Here is a 21,449-nt window from a genome sequence, read left to right on the forward strand (position 1 = left end):
TATTTGTTATGAAAAAAAAAGACCCGTATTCGGCACTGCGGTATAAAGAATTCAATATTTTTTTGTTATTGCGTTTTGCTATGGTTTTTGGCTGGTCGATGCAATTTATTGTCATTGAATGGGAAGTCTACAGTTTAACCAAAAACCCGTTGTCCTTAGGAATTATTGGATTAATGGAAGTTATTCCAGCCATTTCAATGGCTTTATTTGCCGGACATATAGTCGATCAAAAGGAGAAAAAAGGATTGCTATTTAAATGCATATTAGGATTTTCAATTATTAGTTTGGGCTTGTTTTTATTTACATGGCCACCCTTTATAAAAGACTTTTCTACCCAAACTATTTTATATTCTATTTACTTTTTCGTGTTTTTAGGCGGATTGGTTCGTGCTTTTCTTGGCCCGACGATATTTTCTCTTTTGTCTTTGATTGTTCCTAAAAAATTATATCCCAATGCTGCCACTTGGAGCAGTTCTGTTTGGCAAATAAGTTCCGTTTTAGGACCTGCGGTAGCCGGTTTTTCGATCAATTGGATTGGTGTTCATTGGTCCATGTCCATCGTTTTGGGGTGTTCACTTTTTGCGTTAATCGCTTTAACCCAAATTGCAACGAAACCTATTTTGAATCCAAAAATTGGCGAACCCATTATGGAAAGTTTGAAGGAAGGTGTGAAGTTTGTCTACAACAATAAAACGATTTTAGGTGCTTTATCACTAGATATGATTGCCGTCCTTTTTGGAGGAGCTGTAGCGCTGTTACCCATTTTTGCACAGGATATTTTGAAAGTCGGTCCACAAGGGTTTGGTGTTTTGAGAGCTGCACCGGCAGTTGGCGCATTTTTGATGCTAATAATATCAGCTTATATTCCTTTTACCAAAAATGCAGGTATGAAATTGTTATCGGCAATTTTTGCGTTTGGGATTTGTATTATCGTTTTTGGACTTTCATCGATTTTTTGGTTGTCAGTTGCGGCTTTATTTTTAAGCGGTGTTTTCGATGGGATTTCGGTGGTGATACGCCAAACTATTTTGCAATTGAAAACTCCGGATCACATGAGAGGCCGAGTTGCAGCCGTGAATTCTATATTTGTGGGTTCCTCTAATGAATTGGGTGCTTTTGAAAGCGGATTAACCGCAAAGCTGATGGGAACTGTTAGCGCAGTGGTCTTTGGTGGAAGCATGACACTGATTACTGTATTTATTACAGGAGCTGTATTCCCTACTTTTAGAAAACTGGACTTGCAAAAAGATATTGAGGAACATGAAAAGAGCGAGTAATATTGTCATTGCTTCGCCAGTTTGCTATCACTCGTGTCCGACAAGGGGGAATCACACAATTTGAATAACTTGATGTGATTTCTCCTTCGTCGAAATGACAAACTGCACGGTTGTTAATTACAAAAGTAGAATGGCATTATACATTCTATTTTAAAAAAATCTCAAGATTATTTTACCAAACTTTTATGCTTTTTTATGTTTTATTATTTAGAACAAATATAAATAATACTTATATTTGCTTCAAACTAATGAAACATGCAAGAAATAAAACAAATATATCATAACAATTTAGGCACTGCTTTCTACTGGAGAAAAGATAATGACGTTGTACTGGACAAAGTCCAATTGGTTTTTAGAGAAATGGGTTTTTATTTTACCCAACAGGAACTGCAACTATTTAAGCGTTGTATTGAAGACAGCTACATCCAAAACAGATGCTGCGACGATTGTGAACTGAAAAACAAATGCCACAAATTTTTACTAAAAACACCTTGTTCCCAAATTGATTTGGCCGTTTCCATGGAAGAATTAGATGCCGTAAAAGATTTGGTAGAAGGCACTTTGTTTAAAATAAATCTAGATGATTATTTGTATGGAGAGGGAATGAATTAGGGATTGGTTTATTTGCGATAATTGCAAAATATACAAAAAGTATTTTCTTATATGCTTTTCAGTTTTTAATTTGATTGGTATGTTTTTCGTTTTGAATTCTGTAAAACGAAATCATGAAAGATACAATTGCAACGATAATTTTGAAATATGATTTTTTATTATTTTCAAAAGAAAAATCATCCAAGTCGATAGATAAAAAACCAACAGTCAACAATATAATTCCTAAATGAATAAAAAATTTAGATACTTTATTTTCAGTTTTCATAATTTAATTTTTATACTTTTTAATCTCAAAATTCTCACCGTCAAAAACACCATAAGTAAAATACGTAATCCAGTCACCTAGATTCACATATTCGGCATTTTCTCCTACTGTTACTTTCATAGGCAAATGGCGGTGGCCAAAAATAAGGTAATTGTAGTGTTTGGTTTCCAGTTTTCTTTTAGAATAGAGAATCAGCCATTCGTTGTCTTCGCCAAGAAAAGTCACATCTTCATCGCCAGAAATGAGTTTGTTTTTTACGGAAAGGTATTGCGCCAGTTTCACGCCAATATCCGGATGCAACCATCTAAAAAGCCATTTGAAAAACGGATTTGTAAATATCTTTTTCATGCGTTTGTATCCTAAATCACCGGGACCTTTTCCGTCGCCGTGGCCAATAAGGAATGTTTTATCTCCAAAAGTATATTCTTGATTGTCATGAAACACAGGAATATTGAGTTCTTTCTGGAAATAATCTTCCATCCATAAATCATGGTTTCCCACGAAGAAATAAATTGGAATTCCGCTGTCTCGGATTTCGGCCAATTTACCTAAAATACGGATAAACCCTTTTGGAACTACGGTTTTGTATTCGAACCAAAAATCAAATAAATCGCCCAATAGAAAAATAGCTTCAGCATCGTCTTTTACTTCGTCGAGCCAAGCTACGAATTTTTGTTCTCTCGGGAAACTCAATTCGGGTGTCGGTGCGCCAAAATGCTGGTCGGAGGCAAAATATATTTTTTTGTTATTGTGTAATTGCATGAAGTTACAGTATGGATTTCACATTATCACTGGCAAACCATTCCGCGAAAGAAGATTCGGTTTCTTGTAATTTCAAAGAGAAAAGGGTGATTCCTTCGGGTAATCTTCTGATGATTCTTTGAGAAAAATCAACTACCATATTTTCGCTTGTTGGTTGGTACTCTACTAAAATAACATGGTGTCCGCGAACTATTAATTCGTTTGCCAATTCGATATGCGGGGTTGTTCCGTTGAAAACAGTCGCATGGTCAAACTGATCTACTATTTCTTCTTTTACAATTTTCTTTAAATCCGTGAAGTCAATCACCATTCCAAATTTCACATTAGTGCGATCTGAAATTGGGGTTCCAATTACCGTTACTGACAATTTATAACTATGTCCGTGGACATTTTTACATTTCCCATCATAGCCATATAAGGCGTGTCCGGTTTCGAAACTAAATTGTTTAGTAATTCTGATATTGCTCATTGGAGTTTAATTTTGATGCAAATTTAGCAAATTGATATGAGAAATGGGATGTAAATATTTTCCCTCCCCAACCCTCCCCAAAGTGGAGGGAGATAGAATGAAATTATTTTGTTTGTAATCCGAATTTGATAATCCACAAATGTTCTAGCCCTGATGGAAACGGCATCCTTTTTATAAGGTGATTTTTTTTCACCTTATAAAAAGATATAGTGTACAGCAGGAAATAGCTCCTGAAATAAATTCAGAATAAATCCTTCGAAAATCACTTTTTGAATTGGGACAATGCTTTTCTGGTAAAATCAGACAACACCAATTTACCCGAAATCGCGGCGCGTTCTAGCAACAATGTATCCCAATGTTGCGTTCCTTTCCAGAAAACCTTTTTCATCTCCAATAAAGCTTCTGGATTGTAACCGGATAATTTACCAGTGAAATCAGCTATTGCGGCATCCAGTTCTGTTATGGTTTCAAAAGTATTAGCGTATAATCCTTTGGCTGTGGCCCAATTAGCGGTTTTCCATTCATGGGCTGCGAGGGTCATTTCGGCCATTGCCGTTTTTCCGATTTTCTTCGAAACGACAGGTTCTATTACAAAGGGACCAATTCCGATGGCCAATTCTGATAATTTTATTGATGCATTTTTTGTAGCCAATGCATAATCACAGGCGGAAGCAATTCCTACGCCTCCACCAACTGCTTTTCCATGAATGCGCCCGACGATAAGCTTGGAACATGAACGCATTGCATTGATCAAATGCGCAAATCCAGAAAAAAATTGTGTTCCTGCTTCTTCATTGGAAACAGCTAAAAGTTCATCAAAAGAAGCACCCGCACAAAAGGCACCCGAGCCTTCACTTTGTATAACTATCACTGAAACGGCTGAATTTGTGCTCAAAATAGTGAACTCATTCGTTAAAAGATCCAACAATTCTCTTGGAAAAGAATTGCTCGAAGGATGACCAAATGTAACGGTAGCAATATTATTTTCAATTGTTGTGAAGAGCGAACCTATTGGATTTTCTGATACCATAGTGAGGATTTTGATGTAAAGTTAAAAAAAGTAAAGGAGGATTTGACTTTTTTTCAAATAGAATGGATTTGTATTTTGAAATTTGCTTTTTGGGAAATTTATATGTTATATTTGCGAACTAGTTTGGGGGATTAGCTCATTTGGCTAGAGTGCTTGCCTGGCAGGCAAGAGGTGATCGGTTCGAATCCGATATTCTCCACAAAACAAAACCGTAAAATCTTTTAATTAAGAGTTTACGGTTTTTTATTTTTAGAAATTATCTGATTACTTTTTAAGACTGCTAAAAACTATTTTGGATATTCAATTTTTCCTACTTGTCGCATCACGCGTACAATTTTAGCTTTTCGCCTGTTGATATACGTGGAAGAACTAGTCGCCGAATATTTTCTTGGATTGGGTAATATCGCGGCTATTCCTGCAGCCTGGATTAGTGTTAAACTGGAAGCATCTTTTCGATACCAATGTTCAGTGGCTGCTTGAGCTCCATAGACACCATTCCCCATTTCGATACTGTTCAAGTAGACTTCCATAATGCGTTCCTTTCCCCAAATGATTTCAATCAGAAGAGTGAAATATGCTTCCAATCCTTTTCTCAAATAACTGCGGCCTTGCCAAAGAAATACGTTTTTGGCCGTTTGTTGTGATATTGTGCTTCCTCCTTTTATTCTTCGGCCTCGTTCATTGCTTTTATACGCTTTTTGCATGGCTACAAAATCAAAACCATTATGTTTCAGGAACGTTCCATCTTCACTGGCAATCACGGCTTTTTGAAGATTCATCGAGATGTTTTCAATAGGTTCCCAGTCGTGGCTGAAGAAAACTTCTTTTCCTGCAGTTTTATTTTCAATTGCACGAATCACCATTAATGGGGTAAACGGAACGGGTACAAATTTAAAAAATACCACAAAAAATAAAGAGAGTCCGATGAACCACAACAATATTTTGAATAAAAAACGAATTAGTTTGCTCATAAAAGAGGTTGTTTTTTTTTAATGGGTTGTTTTGATTTCCTGGGTGTTATTTTCGTTGCCATTATACTAAATCTGCTAATTCTGTTCCAATTAAACTTCCTATTGCCACTCCCATTCCACCCAATCGTACACCGCAATAGACATTGTCTGACAGTTGTGAAACGATAGGACTTTTGCTGTTACCAACACCCATAATGCCGCTCCAACGGTGTGCAATTTGGAAATCCTGATTCGGCAAAATTACTTCTTTTAATAATTGTTCCAATTTATTTTGGACAATTTCTGTTTGTCCAAATTCAGTTGTATTTTCCGTTTCAAAATCCAGATTTCTTCCTCCGCCCAGTAGTATTCTATCGCCAATATTCCTAAAATAATAATACCCTCTATCCAAGTGAAAAGTTCCTTTTATATTTAAGTTTTTGATAGGCTCCGTAATTAAAACTTGTGCTCTGGCCGGTTTAACCGCACCATTTGTCAATGTATTAGCAAAACCATTTGTTGCAAACAGTATTTTCTGGGTACTAAAACTAAAATCAGCAAGTGCCACTTCCACTTTATTCCCGTTGTCGAAATAGGAGGTAACGGTTTGTTGATTCAGGATTAAAATATTTTTAGAAACCGCTTCTTTCAACAACGCCTGCATCATATTTCCGGTATCTATTTGTGCTTCAAACGGATTGAAAACTAAATATTCCTCTATCCCGCTAAACCCAAAACAGTTTACTTCCATGGCGAAAACATCGGCTTTGAAAAGTGGTCTTAAGATTTCATTGATAAATGGTAATTTCCCAGCACATTCATTATAGCTACTTTCATCTGCCTTTAAAAACAACTCATATCCGCCGTATGGCTTGAAATCTATCGTGTCATCACCCAATCTTTTTCGCAACAACTGCAAGCCTTGCCACCGTTTTTGAACGAGATGAATAACTTCCTCTTCCGAGTGGGATTTTAAATCGTCTATAATTTCTGAAAGACTTCCGAAACACGCAAAACCGGCATTTTTAGTACTCGCGCCTTGCGGTAACATTCCTTTTTCTAATACTAAAATTTTGCTTTTAGGGAATCTTTCGCGCAAGCGTAATGCAGCATGCAAGCCCACAATCCCACTTCCTACGATGGTATAATTTACATCAGTAAACCAGTTTTTCAACTCCCAATAGCTCAAATCCATGTTTAAATATTTTTATAAAAATAATAATTTTTTGGAGCTAATACCGCTATCCGTTCTAAATAAATTCACTGAACTCCAATTAAAATAAAAGTAGTGTGAAGTAATCTTTTATTTTTTAAAGAAAAAAACAAAAGGATTTCCACTTTTATCGGGGCTAAAAAACAAGTATTAAAAACAAAAAAACATCAAATTAAATTGGCTAATTTTAGCATTCGAAAAAATAAATTATTAAAATGAACAAATTCCTATTTATACCTTTATTAATGATGAGTTTAAATGCTATGGCACAAAATGTAATGACTCCAGAACTGCTCTGGAAACTAGGAAGAGTAACCTCTTTAGGCATTTCCAAAGATGGAAAAAATGTAGTGTATAAAGTAACAACTCCTTCTGTTCAAGAAAATAAATCGGATACAAAATTCTACACTTTACCCGTAAATGGCGGAAATCCAACCGAAGTAAAAGATACCGCAGCCCTGTTAAAAGACAAAAACAGTTCTCCTGACGGGAAATATATCGTTTACAATGAAGAAGTAAAAATGGAGAACGTTCATGGAAAAGATTTTTATCCAGAATTAGTAAAATCAGATGTTCAAATCTATGACGGATTGAATTATCGTCATTGGGATACCTGGAATGAAGGCAAATACAACCATGTTTTCTATAAAGAAAACAAAGAAGGCGCTATGGGAATTGACATTCTGAAAGGCGAAAATTTCGACAGTCCACAAAAACCTTTTGGTGGTGATGAAGATTACATTTGGTCGCCAGACAGCAAAAGTATTCTGTACGTAAGCAAGAAAAAAGCAGGAACTGACTATGCTCTTTCTACCAACACCAATATCTATGAATACAACCTGAAAACTGGGAAAACCAGCAATAGAACGGAAGAAAACCTTGGATATGATACCGCTCCACAATTTTCTCCAACCGGAAATTTGACTTGGTTGCAAATGAAACGAGATGGGTATGAGGCAGATAAAAACGACCTGATAGTTAGTTTCAAAGGAATGAAAATGAACTTAACGGCCAATTGGGATGGAACAGTAGACAATTTCATCTGGAGTAGTGACGGGGAAAAAATATTTTTTGTTGCCCCTGTAGACGGAACAAAGCAGTTGTTTGAAGTTAATTTTCCTGGTCTGACCAATCCAGAAACTACGGGAGCAATTACCGTTCGCCAAGTCACCGATGGAGAATTTGATGTCAATGATTTAGTTGGGTTTTCCGGTGATAATATCATTGTAACGAGAACCGACATGAATCATGCGGCAGAACTTTTTTCTTATAATCTGAAGAAAAAGACTTGGAAACAACTGTCTAATGTCAATACTACAATTTATAATTCTTTGGCGTTAAGCAAAACCGAAAGAAGATATGTTACGACAACAGATGGTAAAAAAATGTTAGTTTGGGTGGTTCTTCCTCCTAATTTTGATGCTTCAAAAAAATACCCAACGCTTTTGTATTGTCAAGGCGGACCTCAATCTCCATTGACACAATTTTATTCCTTCCGATGGAATTTACAGCTGATGGCTGCCAACGGCTATATTGTTGTGGCTCCTAACCGTCGTGGAATGCAAGGTCATGGCGTGGAATGGAATGAGCAAATCAGCAAAGATTGGGGCGGACAAGTAATTGATGACTACCTGTCAGCGATTGATGCTGTTGCTAAGGAAAAATATGTTGATGCCACTCGTTTAGGATGCGTTGGTGCCAGTTACGGTGGGTATTCTGTTTTCTATCTGGCCGGAATGCACAACAACCGATTCAAAACCTTCATTGCCCATGATGGTGTTTTTAACACCCAAAGCATGTTTGGGACTACCGAAGAAGTTTTCTTCAGCAATTGGGATTTTGGCGGTGCTTATTGGGAAAAAGACAATGCTGTAGCGCAAAAAACCTACACGACATTCAACCCAATGACTCTGGTAGAGAAATGGAACAAACCTATTTTAATTATTCAAGGCGGAAAAGATTTTCGTGTACCAATAGGACAAGGACAGGAAGCGTTCCAAGCAGCACAATTACGAGGAATAAAAAGTAGATTTTTGTATTTCCCGGAAGAAAATCACTGGGTACTGAAACCTCAAAATGCGCAGGTTTGGCAAGGTGAATTTTTCAAATGGCTCAAAGAAACCTTGTAGAAATCATTTTAAAAATAGGAAGCCTCACTTTTTCGTGGGGTTTTTTGTTTGTGTCAAAATATTTTGAATACCTTAACTTTAAATAATTTTGTAATTTTTATCTTTGAAAAATGAATAACAAAAAAAGTTATATTCCGATAAAAGTTTTCCTGAGTTATCTGGTTTTGGCGGTGCTTTTTGCCAGTGTGGGCTGGTTTTTATACTCCGAGAACAAGAATTTTTCAAAAACCGAAGAAAGAATTACCGAGGAAAGCAATACTATTTTACGGGTTAGCAACTTGCTCTCTGATACATATGAAACGGAAAATTTAGCTCGAATAGCCATTCAATCAGAATCAGAAAAAGATTTTAACAACTATATGAAGAAAAATATGCTGTTAAAAGCAGAAATTGATTCCTTGAAATTGTTTGTCTCCACACCACACCAAATCACTTTACTAGACAGTGTCAAGCAATTGCTATCTAAGAAAACGATAAATATTCAGCAACTTAAACTTATTAAAAATAAAACTGAAAATGAAGATGCGGTGGACGACGCGATTGGTGATTTGACTAAAATGGAGTCTTCCTTGCGGAAACTGGAATTAGAAGATTTTGTAAAAGATCCCGCCAGAATGGGAATTTATCAACGAAATGTCCTTCAGAAATATGTTGCCTACTTAAATCAAAACATTCCGGATGATAGTACCAATACGTTAAGTAAAAAAGCAACCGATTCTATTTTGACGGTTTCTAAAAATTTATTAAATGAGGTAAAAAGAGAAACATCCCGAAAGAAAAAATTATTGAATTTTGAGGAAAATAAATTATTGCAAAATGAACTTTCAATCTCTGACCAGCTAAGAAAAGTCCTTAACACTATAGAACGGGAAATTATAATAAACACCACAAAAAACTATTCGGATAGAGAGAATTCCTTAGCAAAAACGAATCAAATTGTAACCTCTGCGGCTATAATTGGATTATTGCTTACTTTGTTTTTTTTGATTATAATTCTAAATGATTACTCAAAAACCCAATCCTATAAGAAACAATTGGAGGAGGCAAATCTAAAATCCAAAAAATTACTTATTAGTCGGGAGCAACTCATTGCAACTGTAAGCCACGACCTGAAAACCCCTTTAAGCACGATTATTGGCTATACGGAATTATTGGGAAATTCCGATTTAAGCAGTAAACAATGCTATTACACCAAGAACATCAAAGGTTCCTCCGATTATATTTCACAATTGGTTCAGGATCTATTGGATTTTACTCAAATTGAAGCTGGGAAAATCACGATAGAAAAAATCCCGTTTTCGCTGTACGAGATGATTTATGAAGTGGCAAATAGCATTCAATCCGTTTATGCACAAAAACCAATTCAACTAATTGTTGAAATTGACCCTAATCTCGAAAAAAAAATCATTGGGGATCCTTTTCGTTTAAGACAAATAGTATCAAACCTTATTGGAAATGCGTTCAAGTTTACTGAAAAAGGATTCATAAAAATTAGCGTTGAAATCTACTTGGAAACACAATTGATAGCGATACAAATAGAAGATTCCGGGATTGGAATAGCAGAAAAAAACCAAGAACTCATTTTTGAGGAATTCATTCAAGCCGATAAGAATATAGAGAAAAAATATGGAGGGACAGGATTAGGACTTACCATTTCTAAAAAAATGACAGCGATTCTAGGCGGTGCTTTGCATTTGAAAAGTGAATTAGGAAAGGGAAGTTTGTTTACAATCCAAATTCCCTTACTTTTTGATGTCACGGTTTCCGAAAAACAGACTACTGCGAATCCGTCAAAAAAGCACTATACAGCCATACTGATAGATGACGATGAAAGCTTGTTGAAATTAACAACTGAAGTTTTAAAACAAAACCAATATATTGTATTCCCTTTTGCTAGTGCAAAAGAAGCTCTTGATTCGCTATCAAATATTACCTTTGATTTGATTATCACCGATATTCAAATGCCAGTTATGGACGGGTTTTTATTTTTGAAAGAACTCATAGATAATCCCAAATACGAGTATGAAAAACAACCTGTAATAGCGGTCACCGGAAGAAATGATTTAAATCTGAACAACTACACAACCGCAGGATTTACCACTGTAATCAGCAAGCCCTATTCTCCTAATATACTGCTTAAAACACTACAGTCTATTTTGAACAATGACGCAGTTCCCTTTGAAGGAATTCTAAAAAGCAAGCAAACAAAGGGGGAAAGGCCTTATTCATTAAAAGTCTTGAACGCTTTTTTATCTAATGATATAGTTGCTTTAAAAGAAGTGTTACTCTCATTTATGAAAAGTACAGCAGAGAATTTAGAAAATTTAGATCGGTCAGTTTCAAACATTGATTTTATGGAGATTAAGAATACAGCTCATAAAATGGGGCCCATGTTCAAGCAAATTTGCGCCTCAGAAATTAGTGTTATTCTAGATGTATTAGAGCAAAAAAACTTAACACTTGAAGAAATAACCATGGCTTCAATTAATTTGAAGCTCAAAATAACAGATCTTTTTGTCCTGTTAGAAAAGGAATTAAACTAATTGATGTTGTATAATTTTAATTTATTATACAGTGTTTTTCTGTTGATTTTCAATAATTTAGCAGCTTCTGTTTTGTTGTTATTGGTTTTAGCTAAAGCTTCCTGAATGACTTCTTTTTCGTTTTGAGACAAAGACAGATCAGAGGTATCTAGGTTTTCATTTTGAAAAAATTCTGTGGGTAGTGCTGATTTTTCAATGAAATCTCCTTGTGACAAGAGCGTGGCCCTTTTGATGCAATTTTGAAGCTCACGTAGATTTCCCGGCCATCTGTAGTTTTGAAAAATTGTAACTACTTCAGCAGAAAGCCCAATGATTTTTTTGTTTAATTCCTGATTTGATTTTTCAAGGAAAAAATCGGAAAAGAGCATCAAATCTTCGTCACGATCTACTAAAGAGGGGGAATGTATAGAGAACTCATTTATTCTATGGTACAAATCCTCTCTGAATGTCCCATTTTTGACTGCTTCCCGTAAGTCTTCGTTTGTGGCGGTGATGATTCTGATGTCTACATCAATTTCTTTATTGCTTCCTACAGGCTTAATTTTTCTTTCTTGGAGTGCTCTCAATAGTTGGATTTGATTCTCATAGGAAAGATTCCCTATTTCGTCAAGAAATAATGTACCTCTGTTTGCTGCCTCGAAAAATCCAATTTTATCATTTATGGCTCCCGTAAAAGATCCTTTTACATGGCCAAAAAACTCACTTGCAGCTAATTCTTTTGGGATCGATCCACAGTCTACGGCAATGAAATTATTGTTTGTTCTGGAACTGTTCTGGTGAATGCCTTTGGCAATAACTTCCTTTCCCGTTCCGCTTTCGCCGATGATTAAAACTGACATATTTGTTGGGCTGACGAGTTGGATATATTCTGCCAGTTTTTGAGATGCTTTTGAGATCCCCTTCACAAATTCACTAGTCGGTTTTTTATTTTTTTTATTGTCAGTTTTAGGTTCAGAAATTACTTTATCAGAATTAGTGTGCGTTTCCATTTGAAGAGAATTTTGAATAACCAATAAAACTTCTTCGGGATTGAATGGTTTAGAAATATAATCTGCCGCCCCATTTTTCATGGCTTTTACAGCAGTATTCACATCAGAATATCCCGTCATTAAGAGGACGGGAACATTAGGATGGGTACTCTTGATTTCTGACATAAGTTTAATTCCATCATAATTTGGAAGTCGTAAATCCGTAATGATGAGGTCAAATTCATTGTTTTTGATTTGAGATTTTGCTTCTTCAGCTGAAAATGTAGCCGTTACTTCATAATCGTTTTTTACCAGAAATTTTTCTAATAATTTACAAAAAGCAACATCATCTTCAATCAATAAAATTTTAGCCATTGTATTTTAACTTTATGGCTAAAATAAAGGTATTAAATTTGTATTTAGCTAATTTTTTGCAAAAAAAGAGAGACTGTTAAAACAATCTCTCTTTTTAAACATAACTCACCTAAATTATTTATTTATCCAGTTTCCTTCAGCATCCGCATAAACAGTAGCATTCTGGTCTCCAACTGTAATTTCTAGTTTGTATTCTTTATTTTTATTGATGTATGCTTTTCCCAGAATTGCTCCGGGATATGCTTTTTCCATAGCTGTTTTTATTGCTTGAGGAACGGCTTCTGCTTGTACTTCAGTATATTTTTCTTGTAGTAAAACAGATTGATTTTGTGGGTTTTGAACGGGAAGTATTGTTGCAAATGCAGACATGCTTCCTAAAATAATTGCTGCTGATAAAATTAACTTTTTCATAGTGTTTTTTTTAAATTGTTATTGTTTTGATGCTTTATTTTTGAATCCATTTCCCAGTTTCATCTGCAAAAAGAATAACTTTTTTCGCTGCTGCAGTCACTTCTAATTTATACTCTTTGTTAGCATTTACGTGTGCTTTGTCCAGAACAGCGTCTGGATGTGCTGCTAGTAAAGCGGTTTTAATAGCATCCGGAACATTTTCTACTTGTACCTCTACATATTCCTCTTGAATGGATAGCGTTTGTACTAGTTCATTTGAAGTTGGAACTGTAGTGGCAAATGCTGTCATACTTCCTAAAATAATTGCTGCTGATAAAATTAACTTTTTCATAGTGTTTTTTTTTAAATTGTTATTGTTTTAATGCTTTATTTTTGAATCCATTTCCCAGTAGCATCTGCAAAAAGATTTCCTTTTTTGTCCCCAACAGTCACATCCAGTTTATATTCTTTATTTGCATTTGTATATGCTTTGTCTAGAATTGCATCTGGGTAAGCCGTTTTTAACGCTTTTGTTACAGCTTCCGGCACTTCTTCATTTTTCACTTCAATATATTCTTCTTGAATTGAGGCTGTTTTTGCTGTTGTAGTTGTTACCTGAGCTGTAGTTGTATATGTTGAAAAACTCGCTATTACAATTGCTGCTGATACCATTAACTTTTTCATACTGTTTTATTTATAGATTATTATTGTTACTTATTATTGTTCAAGTAATTGAAATAATTGTACCAGAGTTATAAAGGAAGGCGCTGTGTCATTAAATATCTGTAATAGAGATGTTTAATGAAATATGTTTTTTTTTAATAAGGAGAAATGTGGGTAAAACGTAGCGTGTTGTGGGTATAAATTACCCGCTTTGTTTTTTTGTAGTGGTTCTAAACAAAAAAACCTTGCATCGCTGCAAGGTTTTTTATTATAGATATGTAAATCTGCTATTCTGGGTCGTTCATTTTGAACGTATCCATAAAAGCGGTTGTGTAATCACCTGCAATATAGCGAGGATCATCCATCAACTGTCTGTGAAAAGGAATGGTAGTTTTTATTCCTTCAATCACAAATTCGTCTAAGGCTCTTCTCATTTTACTAATTGCTTCTTCACGAGTTTGTGCAGTAGTAATTAACTTTGCAATCATAGAATCGTAATTTGGCGGAATTGTATATCCTGAATAAACGTGAGTGTCTAAACGAACACCATGTCCACCGGGCATGTGAAGTGTTGTAATTTTTCCTGGAGAAGGACGGAAATCATTATAAGGATCTTCTGCATTAATTCTACATTCGATGGCGTGCAACTGTGGTAAATAATTTTTACCTGAAATAGATATTCCGGCAGCAACCATAATTTGTTCCCGAATTAAGTCGTAATCAATAACCTGTTCTGTAATAGGATGCTCCACTTGAATACGGGTATTCATCTCCATGAAATAAAAGTTACGGTTTTTATCCACCAAAAACTCAACCGTTCCAGCACCTTCATACTTAATATATTCGGCTGCTTTTACAGCTGCTTCCCCCATTTTCTGACGCAATTCATCGGTCATAAACGGTGATGGAGTTTCCTCGGTCAATTTTTGGTGACGTCTTTGAACAGAACAATCTCTTTCTGAAAGATGACAGGCTTTTCCGTAAGCATCTCCTACAACTTGAATTTCAATATGACGAGGTTCTTCGATTAATTTCTCCAAATACATTCCGTCATTTCCAAAAGCTGCGGCTGATTCCTGACGGGCATCTTCCCAGGCTTTCAACAAATCTTCTTCTTTCCAAACTGCTCTCATCCCTTTTCCACCACCACCGGCAGTAGCTTTAAGCATTACGGGAAAGCCAAAATCTCTTGAAAGCTGTAGCGCTTGTTCATAGGATTCTAAAATCCCAACTGAACCCGGAACACAAGGAACACCCGCTTCTATCATAGTCGATTTTGCAGAAGCTTTATCTCCCATTCTATCAATCATTTCTGGAGAAGCTCCAATGAATTTGATTCCATGTTCTTGACAAATTTTAGAAAACTTAGAGTTTTCAGAAAGGAATCCATATCCTGGATGTATTGCATCTGCATTTGTAATTTCTGCGGCGGCAATTATATTTGACATTTTCAAATAGGACAAGTTGCTTGGAGGTGGTCCTATGCAAACGGCTTCGTCAGCAAACCTTACATGTAAACTTTCGGCATCTGCAGTAGAATACACCGCTACTGTTTTGATCCCCATTTCCTTGCAAGTTCTAATTACGCGTAACGCAATTTCTCCTCTATTTGCAATTAATATTTTTTTAAACATCTTGTTTTGCAATTTTAAATGTTGAATTTTAAATTTTAAATTATTTCAAATAATGAAAAAGCATCATTCAAAATTTATAATTTCTTATGATGGATCTACTAAGAATAAAGGTTGGTCAAATTCAACTGGCGACATATCGTCAACCAATATTTTTACGATTTTACCAGAAACTTCAGATTCAATTTCGTTAAATAACTTCATAGCTTCTATTACGCAAAGAACATCTCCTTTAGCGATGCTTTTACCTACTTCAACAAACATCGGTTTATCCGGAGATGGTTTTCTATAAAAAGTTCCAATAATTGGAGATTTTATAGTGATGAAATGAGCGTTTTCTATCGCAGGTACTGCCGGAACAACTGCAACGGGAGCCACTTGTTGTGGAGCTAATGGTTGCTGAAGCACTCCTTGAGCGGGCATTTGCTGTACATAAGTAGTCTCAGTGACATTTCCTTCTAAGGTTGTTCTGATGGTGATTTTCACGTCATCCATCTCTAGTTTAACTTCTGCAACTCCTGAATTTGCGACAAACTTGATTAGATTTTGAATTTCTTTTAAATCCATAATTATTTGTTTTTAGTTTAAATTTATTTTTTGTCGTATGCCCATTTTAGATAAATAGATCCCCAAGTGAATCCACCTCCAAAAGCAGCCAAAATTATCGTATCTCCTTTTTTGAACTGATGTTCAAAATCACTAAGCACTAATGGTAAAGTGGCAGAAGTTGTATTTCCGTACTTTTCGATATTCATTAATACTTTAGATTCTTCTAAATTCATTCTGTTGGCTGTCGCATCAATTATACGTTTATTGGCTTGATGAGGAACCAGCCAATCGACATCTTCATTTGTCAGATTATTTCTTTTCAAAATTAATTCGCTTGAATCTGCCATATTGGTTACGGCGTATTTAAACACTGTTTTCCCGTCTTGAATAATGTTGTGTTTGTTGTCTCTTACCGTTTCAAAAGAGGCAGGGTTAAGTGATCCGCCGGCATCAATTTTAAGAAAATCTCTGCCAATTCCATCACTGCGCAAGTATTCATCCTGCAATCCTAATCCTTCATAGTTAGGTTCAAAGAGTACTGCACCAGCACCATCTCCAAAAATAATACAAGTAGATCGGTCTTTATAATCCACGATAGAAGACATTTTATCAGCACCAATTAAGAGTACTTTTTTATACCTTCCGGATTGAATATAAGCAGCAGCTGTTGACATCCCAAACAAAAAACTGGAACAAGCAGCCTGCAAATCATAAGCAAAAGCATTTGTGGCTCCAATTTGGGTTGCTACATATACGCCTGTTGACGCTACTGGCATGTCGGGCGTTGCGGTTGCCATAATTAGTAGATCGATCTCTAAAGGGTCAATGTTCGCTTTGGCCAATAAATCCTGCGCGGCTTTTATGGCCAAAAAAGAAGTTCCCTTGTCCTTGTCTTTAAGGATTCTTCTTTCTTTTATTCCTGTACGAGAGGTGATCCATTCGTCATTGGTGTCGACCATGGCTTCAAGAGCTTTGTTCGTTAGTACAAAGTCTGGAACATAGGCTCCAACAGCGGTTATTGCGGCTGTGATTGTATTCATTGTATGCGTTTATTTCTAGTCAAATGGTACCATTTGAAAATTTTTAAAAGACTTGAAAATTACAAAAAAAATTCCATTCTCTTTGAATTAGAACTTCTTATTTAACGAAAATTACAAACAACAAAAAAACTCTCACGATGTGAGAGTTCGAATATCATTTACAAAAAATGTATTATGCAACAGCTACAGATTTATCTATAACAACTTGCCCTCTGTAGTACATTTTACCTTCATGCCAATACGCTCTGTGGTATAAATGTGCTTCTCCAGTAATTGGACAAGTAGCAATCTGTGCTACAGTAGCTTTGTAATGTGTTCTTCTTTTATCTCTTCTTGTTTTGGAGATTTTTCTCTTAGGATGTGCCATTTTACTATATTATTTATCCGTTAATAGTTGCTTTAACTTGTCCCAACGCGGGTCAATATTTTCTTCTTCTTTATTTTCTTCTTTTTCTTCCTTTATCGTCAATTCATTGAGTTTTGTCAAGGCTTCAGTCTTTAAACTTCCATCTTGTATGCCCGGATGAACGCGTCTTAAAGGGACTGACAGCACAATCATTTCATAGATATATTGTGCAATATTTATTTCAAACTCTCCGTGGGGCAAAATCAATAATTCGTCGTTGTCATTATTGTAAACCTCATCAAAACGAACGATTAATTTCATTTCGCCCTCAATTGGCAGATCAAAATCTTCGCTGGTAAGATCACATGGCACATTTACAGCCCCTTTGTGATTAAAACGCAACTCTAACAGTGTGCTTTTTTTCTCTAAAACTACATTTACTTTGATCTTTGAATCTTGATATTCATCATAATCAAAGATTTCAAAGAACGCATTACTGATTTGATACTCAAAATGATGTTTCCCTAGCTTTAATCCTATAAAAGGAATTAAATATTCTTTTGTGTTCTTCATTTCAACAACAATTTTCCCTTAAACTTCGGGAGTGCAAAGATATAAAATTATTGCAAATCTAATAATGTTATTCACTTTTTTTTGTTCACAACTGCTTTTCTTTTGTTTTTAATGGTTTTTTGCTAATTTCTGCATATTGATTTCTGGAATGATAAATGTCTATTGCCAGATATACCGCCTCTTTGAAGGAGTTAAAATCAGCTATTCCCTTGCCTGCTATATCATAAGCGGTGCCGTGATCTGGTGAGGTTCTTATTTTATGCAAGCCTGCAGTATAATTTACTCCTTTTCCAAAAGATAATGTTTTGAAAGGAATCAATCCTTGATCGTGGTAGGTTGCTATAACGGCATCGTATTTCTCGTATTGATTACTGCCAAAGAAACCATCTGCAGCAAATGGACCAAATACTAAGATCCCTTTGTCGAACATTTTTTTTAATGTAGGTTTTATAATCAAGTCATCCTCTGTCCCTATGACTCCGCCATCTCCACAATGCGGGTTTAAACCTAAAACTGCTATTTTGGGTTTATTAATGCCAAAATCTTTGATCAAAGTCTGTCTGACCGTTTCGATTTTTCGCACAATCAATTCTTCCGTTAGCTGTGAGGCGACTTCACTAAGCGGAATATGATCTGTCAGCAATCCTATTCTCAAATTATCCTGAACCATCAACATCAAGGCATTGCCTTCTAGTTCTTGGTCTAGGTAATCCGTATGACCCGGAAACTTAAAATCGTCTGATTGTATATTGAATTTATTTATTGGTGCTGTTACCAGAACGTCTATAACACCTTCTTTGAGTGCTTTCGTCGCTGCAATAAATGATTTTATAGCATATTCCCCTGCCTTAGAATCATCCTTGCCAAGATTTAAATCCACACCTTCTTTCCAGAGGTTTAATACATTGATTTTGCCTAATACGATTTGATCTAATTTGTCGATCCCGTGGAGCAAAGATGTTGATTGAAAACTTTTTTTAACAAAAGACAACAACTTGACATTAGCAAAGATAACTGGAGTGCACAACTCTAACATGCGAGAATCCTCAAATGTTTTTAAAACAACTTCGCTTCCAATACCGTTTAAATCTCCAATAGAAATTCCGACAATTATATTTTCTGCTTTTTTCATAATGACATACCGTTATTTATTGCTAATTTTGAAGTGCAAATTTAGTAAAAAAAACAAGAAATGTTTACAGGAATCATAGAAACCCTTGGTATCATCCAAGAAATAAAAAAAGAAAAAAATAACGTTCATATTACCATAAATGCATCAATTACCACTGAACTTAAGATAGATCAAAGCGTGGCACATAACGGGGTCTGTCTTACGGTTGTTGCTATCAACGACACTTTTTATACCGTAACCGCAATAGACGAAACTATAAAAAAAACAAATTTATCGGATTGGAAAGTTGGAGACAGTATCAATCTGGAAAGAGCAATGAAGCTGGGAGATAGGCTGGACGGACATATTGTTCAGGGACATGTAGACCAAACGGGCACCTGCATCACTGCCGAGCAGACCAACGGCAGCTGGCTTTACACTTTTGAATATGAGGAAAATTGGAACAACATTACCATTGAGAAAGGATCCATTACGGTAAACGGCGTCAGCTTAACGGTTGTGAACTCAAAGAAAAATCAGTTTAGTGTCGCCATTATTCCTTATACATACGAACATACTAATTTTAAAACTTTTGAAGTTGGCACAAAAATAAATCTTGAATTTGATGTCATTGGTAAATACGTTTCCAGATTGTATGCCAACAAATAATAACTCGATAGTATTATAAACAAAAAAACGCGAATCTACATTAGAGTTTTTTGTTTTAACTTAAAGCTATAAATGATGTAAATCCCAAATAGCAAAGCAAGTGCCATCATGGTGTTAATATTTTCATCTACAGGCAATCCTGGCGGAGGTTGCGGCGTTGTTGATGTCCTTTCCCCAGCTGCGGCGGGTTGCGGCGGATCTTTAGCTAATACATTAAAAATACAAAACATAAATAAAACCAGAGTAAAAAACACCATTTGGACAATTTTCATATTTAAAATTGAATTATTCTTTAAAAAAATCAGAGTATTTAAGCTTTAAAATAAATACATCCTTTCAACATAAATAACACTAACCCGAAAAAAATGCGGTTTTTATAAAAATTTAGATTTAAAAAAAAGCCTTACAGTACTGCAAGGCTTTTAAACTTAAACTGTGGTCCCACCTGGGCTCGAACCAGTCCACTTATAAAGCTAAAATTCAAGTCCTTATATATGCTATTATTTAATAGGCATCCGAATAGCATGCCTTTTGAATCTATTTTACGTCATAATTATAGCGCAAATATCTGATTTTACTTTTTTATGTTACCGAATTGCATGCCTTATTTTATATGTGACTTTCGGGCAGAACGTTGATTGAATTTATAGAAGTTCTTTTTCTGTAGTAATCAGGATTTTCAAAACAAATTCTACCTCTGATAATTGCTGGATGAACTCTAGCCTTTTTAGAAAATTTTAAAATACACTCATCATCAAATTCATCATATTGGTCCACGAAATCATTCCAAATTTCCGGACTGATTAAATTATCTTTTGCATAACTATCGGCTTCGAATTCTTCACGAGTAACATTTGGTGAATTAGTAAAAAAAGTTGTGTTTTTATATTTTGATTTGGTTAAGTGCTTGAACACATGTCCCAATTCATGCATAATATTGAAAGCGAAATTATCTAATCTATTATATTTCAAACTTAAAACAATTGATGGATTTTCATTACTCATAAACGCTTTCCCATCAACTGGTGTTTGAGGAGGTCTGTCTAAAGTAAAAAATACAATACCATAATCTTCTAAAATGCTTTTCGTTTTTGATATTGTCTTTTTATTTTCGTAAAAACAAGCCTTGAGTCTGTCAATTAATTCATCTTCTTTAGAAGGATCAAAAGGTTTACTATTAACTAATTTAGCTTTATATTCGGCTAAGTATGACCAAGCAACAACATTATTCCTGTTTTCCTTAAACTTTAAAGATTTTCTAAAATTGTTAAAAGTGTAAGTCTCGACTTTTTGTTTTAAAGTACTTATATCGTTTGCACCGTAAACATCATAAATTGTTTGTAGACTGCTGCCCGATTCAGATTGTGTAGGTAAGTGCTTTTTTAAAAAAGATATAGGAACTAAATTTTCAATTTCATTTAACCCTTTGATTTCTTCTTGTTTTTGAATCAATTTTTTGTCTTTTTGAGCCTCATGGAGATCGAACTCCATTTGCCTTATTAGCCATTTATTTGCGTCATCAAATCCTGCTGCCTCAAGTGAAATTGCTAGTTTTATATTAATTGGTCTATTGCAATTAAGGATATTACTTAAAAGTGAATGTGCAATATCTAATCTTGATGCTAATTCTCTTTGACTCAAATTTCGGTCATCCAATAAGCGACTTAGCGCTTCGCCTGGATGCTCAATTTGTTTTGTCATAATTGGAAAATGATTTTAATTTTATTAAATGAATATACAAAGGTAAGCATCTCTCGTGTAACTTCTACAGAATTGTTAATAACTTTGTTGACTAGTTTTTAAAAAATATTATCAAATATCTGAACAAGTTGTCGAATTACTAGTAAACACGGTGTTTTATTTATTCGACGGAAATAATTTTAA

At 35.1% G+C, this 21,449-nt stretch carries 23 protein-coding genes and 1 tRNA gene; 6 read left to right on the forward strand and 18 right to left on the reverse strand.

The features are described from left to right. Positions 1-8 precede the first annotated feature (8 nt). Positions 9-1,277, forward strand: a complete 1,269-nt coding sequence (locus tag EKL97_RS01810; protein WP_126458025.1) for an MFS transporter — start codon at positions 9-11, stop codon at positions 1,275-1,277. A 255-nt stretch (positions 1,278-1,532) separates the two neighbouring features. Further along, positions 1,533-1,889, forward strand: coding sequence for a hypothetical protein (locus EKL97_RS01815; protein WP_126458028.1), 357 nt, complete (start codon positions 1,533-1,535; stop codon positions 1,887-1,889). 58 nt (positions 1,890-1,947) lie between these two features. Here the strand turns inward: EKL97_RS01815 and EKL97_RS01820 are convergent, their stop codons facing one another. The 4 genes from EKL97_RS01820 to EKL97_RS01835 all read right to left on the reverse strand — a co-directional run bounded on the left by EKL97_RS01820 (position 1,948) and on the right by EKL97_RS01835 (position 4,415). Continuing rightward, entirely contained in the window at positions 1,948-2,154 is a 207-nt protein-coding gene (locus tag EKL97_RS01820) for a hypothetical protein (protein WP_126515206.1), read from the reverse strand. Positions 2,155-2,157: 3 nt separating this feature from the next. Further along, a complete protein-coding gene (locus EKL97_RS01825) occupies positions 2,158-2,916 on the reverse strand; it encodes a UDP-2,3-diacylglucosamine diphosphatase (RefSeq protein ID WP_126561296.1) in 759 nt (252 codons plus the stop codon). Between the two features lie 4 nt (positions 2,917-2,920). Continuing rightward, positions 2,921-3,385, reverse strand: coding sequence for a 6-pyruvoyl trahydropterin synthase family protein (locus EKL97_RS01830; RefSeq protein ID WP_126561295.1), 465 nt, complete (start codon positions 3,383-3,385; stop codon positions 2,921-2,923). A 262-nt stretch (positions 3,386-3,647) separates the two neighbouring features. After that, complete coding sequence (locus tag EKL97_RS01835) at positions 3,648-4,415, reverse strand: enoyl-CoA hydratase/isomerase family protein (protein ID WP_126567907.1); 768 nt, start codon at positions 4,413-4,415, stop codon at positions 3,648-3,650. Between the two features lie 125 nt (positions 4,416-4,540). On the opposite strand from EKL97_RS01835, the gene EKL97_RS01840 reads away from it, so the two are divergent. Beyond that, positions 4,541-4,614 (forward strand) — tRNA-Ala (locus tag EKL97_RS01840). A gap of 88 nt (positions 4,615-4,702) precedes the next feature. Here the strand turns inward: EKL97_RS01840 and mtgA are convergent. Both mtgA and EKL97_RS01850 read right to left on the reverse strand, forming a co-directional pair. Next, entirely contained in the window at positions 4,703-5,386 is a 684-nt protein-coding gene (mtgA, locus tag EKL97_RS01845; RefSeq protein WP_126458041.1) for a monofunctional biosynthetic peptidoglycan transglycosylase, read from the reverse strand. 61 nt (positions 5,387-5,447) lie between these two features. Then, a complete protein-coding gene (locus EKL97_RS01850) occupies positions 5,448-6,560 on the reverse strand; it encodes an NAD(P)/FAD-dependent oxidoreductase (protein WP_126567909.1) in 1,113 nt (370 codons plus the stop codon). 233 nt (positions 6,561-6,793) lie between these two features. Between EKL97_RS01850 and EKL97_RS01855 the strand changes: the two genes are divergently transcribed. After that, positions 6,794-8,707 (forward strand): S9 family peptidase, encoded by a 1,914-nt coding sequence (locus EKL97_RS01855; RefSeq protein ID WP_126567911.1) that lies wholly within the window; start codon positions 6,794-6,796, stop codon positions 8,705-8,707. Between the two features lie 110 nt (positions 8,708-8,817). Next, entirely contained in the window at positions 8,818-11,250 is a 2,433-nt protein-coding gene (locus EKL97_RS01860; RefSeq protein ID WP_126567912.1) for an ATP-binding protein, read from the forward strand. Here EKL97_RS01860 and EKL97_RS01865 read toward each other — a convergent pair. The 10 genes from EKL97_RS01865 to pdxA form a co-directional block, all read right to left on the reverse strand. Beyond that, a complete protein-coding gene (locus tag EKL97_RS01865; protein ID WP_126553021.1) occupies positions 11,247-12,593 on the reverse strand; it encodes a sigma-54-dependent transcriptional regulator in 1,347 nt (448 codons plus the stop codon). The genes EKL97_RS01860 and EKL97_RS01865 overlap by 4 nt on opposite strands. A gap of 114 nt (positions 12,594-12,707) precedes the next feature. Beyond that, a complete protein-coding gene (locus EKL97_RS01870) occupies positions 12,708-13,004 on the reverse strand; it encodes a hypothetical protein (RefSeq protein WP_126564373.1) in 297 nt (98 codons plus the stop codon). A 34-nt stretch (positions 13,005-13,038) separates the two neighbouring features. After that, positions 13,039-13,335: a hypothetical protein gene (locus EKL97_RS01875; protein WP_126458056.1), complete on the reverse strand. Its 297-nt coding sequence runs from the start codon at positions 13,333-13,335 to the stop codon at positions 13,039-13,041. Positions 13,336-13,370: 35 nt separating this feature from the next. Further along, positions 13,371-13,667: a hypothetical protein gene (locus EKL97_RS01880; RefSeq protein ID WP_126567914.1), complete on the reverse strand. Its 297-nt coding sequence runs from the start codon at positions 13,665-13,667 to the stop codon at positions 13,371-13,373. 266 nt (positions 13,668-13,933) lie between these two features. Next, complete coding sequence (gene accC, locus EKL97_RS01885; protein WP_126458062.1) at positions 13,934-15,280, reverse strand: acetyl-CoA carboxylase biotin carboxylase subunit; 1,347 nt, start codon at positions 15,278-15,280, stop codon at positions 13,934-13,936. Positions 15,281-15,364: 84 nt separating this feature from the next. Further along, entirely contained in the window at positions 15,365-15,844 is a 480-nt protein-coding gene (gene accB / locus EKL97_RS01890; RefSeq protein ID WP_126458065.1) for an acetyl-CoA carboxylase biotin carboxyl carrier protein, read from the reverse strand. A gap of 23 nt (positions 15,845-15,867) precedes the next feature. Beyond that, entirely contained in the window at positions 15,868-16,866 is a 999-nt protein-coding gene (locus EKL97_RS01895) for a beta-ketoacyl-ACP synthase III (protein WP_126451979.1), read from the reverse strand. Positions 16,867-17,038: 172 nt separating this feature from the next. Next, the gene (gene rpmF, locus EKL97_RS01900) at positions 17,039-17,233 is read right to left on the reverse strand and encodes a 50S ribosomal protein L32 (protein WP_007137315.1); all 195 of its coding nucleotides are present in this window, start codon (positions 17,231-17,233) and stop codon (positions 17,039-17,041) included. Between the two features lie 9 nt (positions 17,234-17,242). After that, a complete protein-coding gene (locus tag EKL97_RS01905) occupies positions 17,243-17,785 on the reverse strand; it encodes a YceD family protein (protein WP_126458068.1) in 543 nt (180 codons plus the stop codon). 85 nt (positions 17,786-17,870) lie between these two features. Next, positions 17,871-18,920, reverse strand: a complete 1,050-nt coding sequence (pdxA, locus tag EKL97_RS01910) for a 4-hydroxythreonine-4-phosphate dehydrogenase PdxA (protein WP_126458071.1) — start codon at positions 18,918-18,920, stop codon at positions 17,871-17,873. A 57-nt stretch (positions 18,921-18,977) separates the two neighbouring features. Here pdxA and EKL97_RS01915 point away from each other — a divergent pair, with 57 nt between their 5' ends. Beyond that, entirely contained in the window at positions 18,978-19,565 is a 588-nt protein-coding gene (locus EKL97_RS01915; protein WP_126561290.1) for a riboflavin synthase, read from the forward strand. Positions 19,566-19,600: 35 nt separating this feature from the next. Here EKL97_RS01915 and EKL97_RS01920 read toward each other — a convergent pair whose 3' ends face one another. Together EKL97_RS01920 and EKL97_RS01925 are read right to left on the reverse strand one after the other, a co-directional pair. Beyond that, the gene (locus tag EKL97_RS01920) at positions 19,601-19,837 is read right to left on the reverse strand and encodes a hypothetical protein (RefSeq protein WP_126567916.1); all 237 of its coding nucleotides are present in this window, start codon (positions 19,835-19,837) and stop codon (positions 19,601-19,603) included. 337 nt (positions 19,838-20,174) lie between these two features. Next, complete coding sequence (locus EKL97_RS01925; RefSeq protein WP_126567917.1) at positions 20,175-21,266, reverse strand: ImmA/IrrE family metallo-endopeptidase; 1,092 nt, start codon at positions 21,264-21,266, stop codon at positions 20,175-20,177. Positions 21,267-21,449 lie beyond the last annotated feature (183 nt).

The organism is Flavobacterium sp. LS1P28 (assembly GCF_003970335.1).
Classification (GTDB): domain Bacteria; phylum Bacteroidota; class Bacteroidia; order Flavobacteriales; family Flavobacteriaceae; genus Flavobacterium.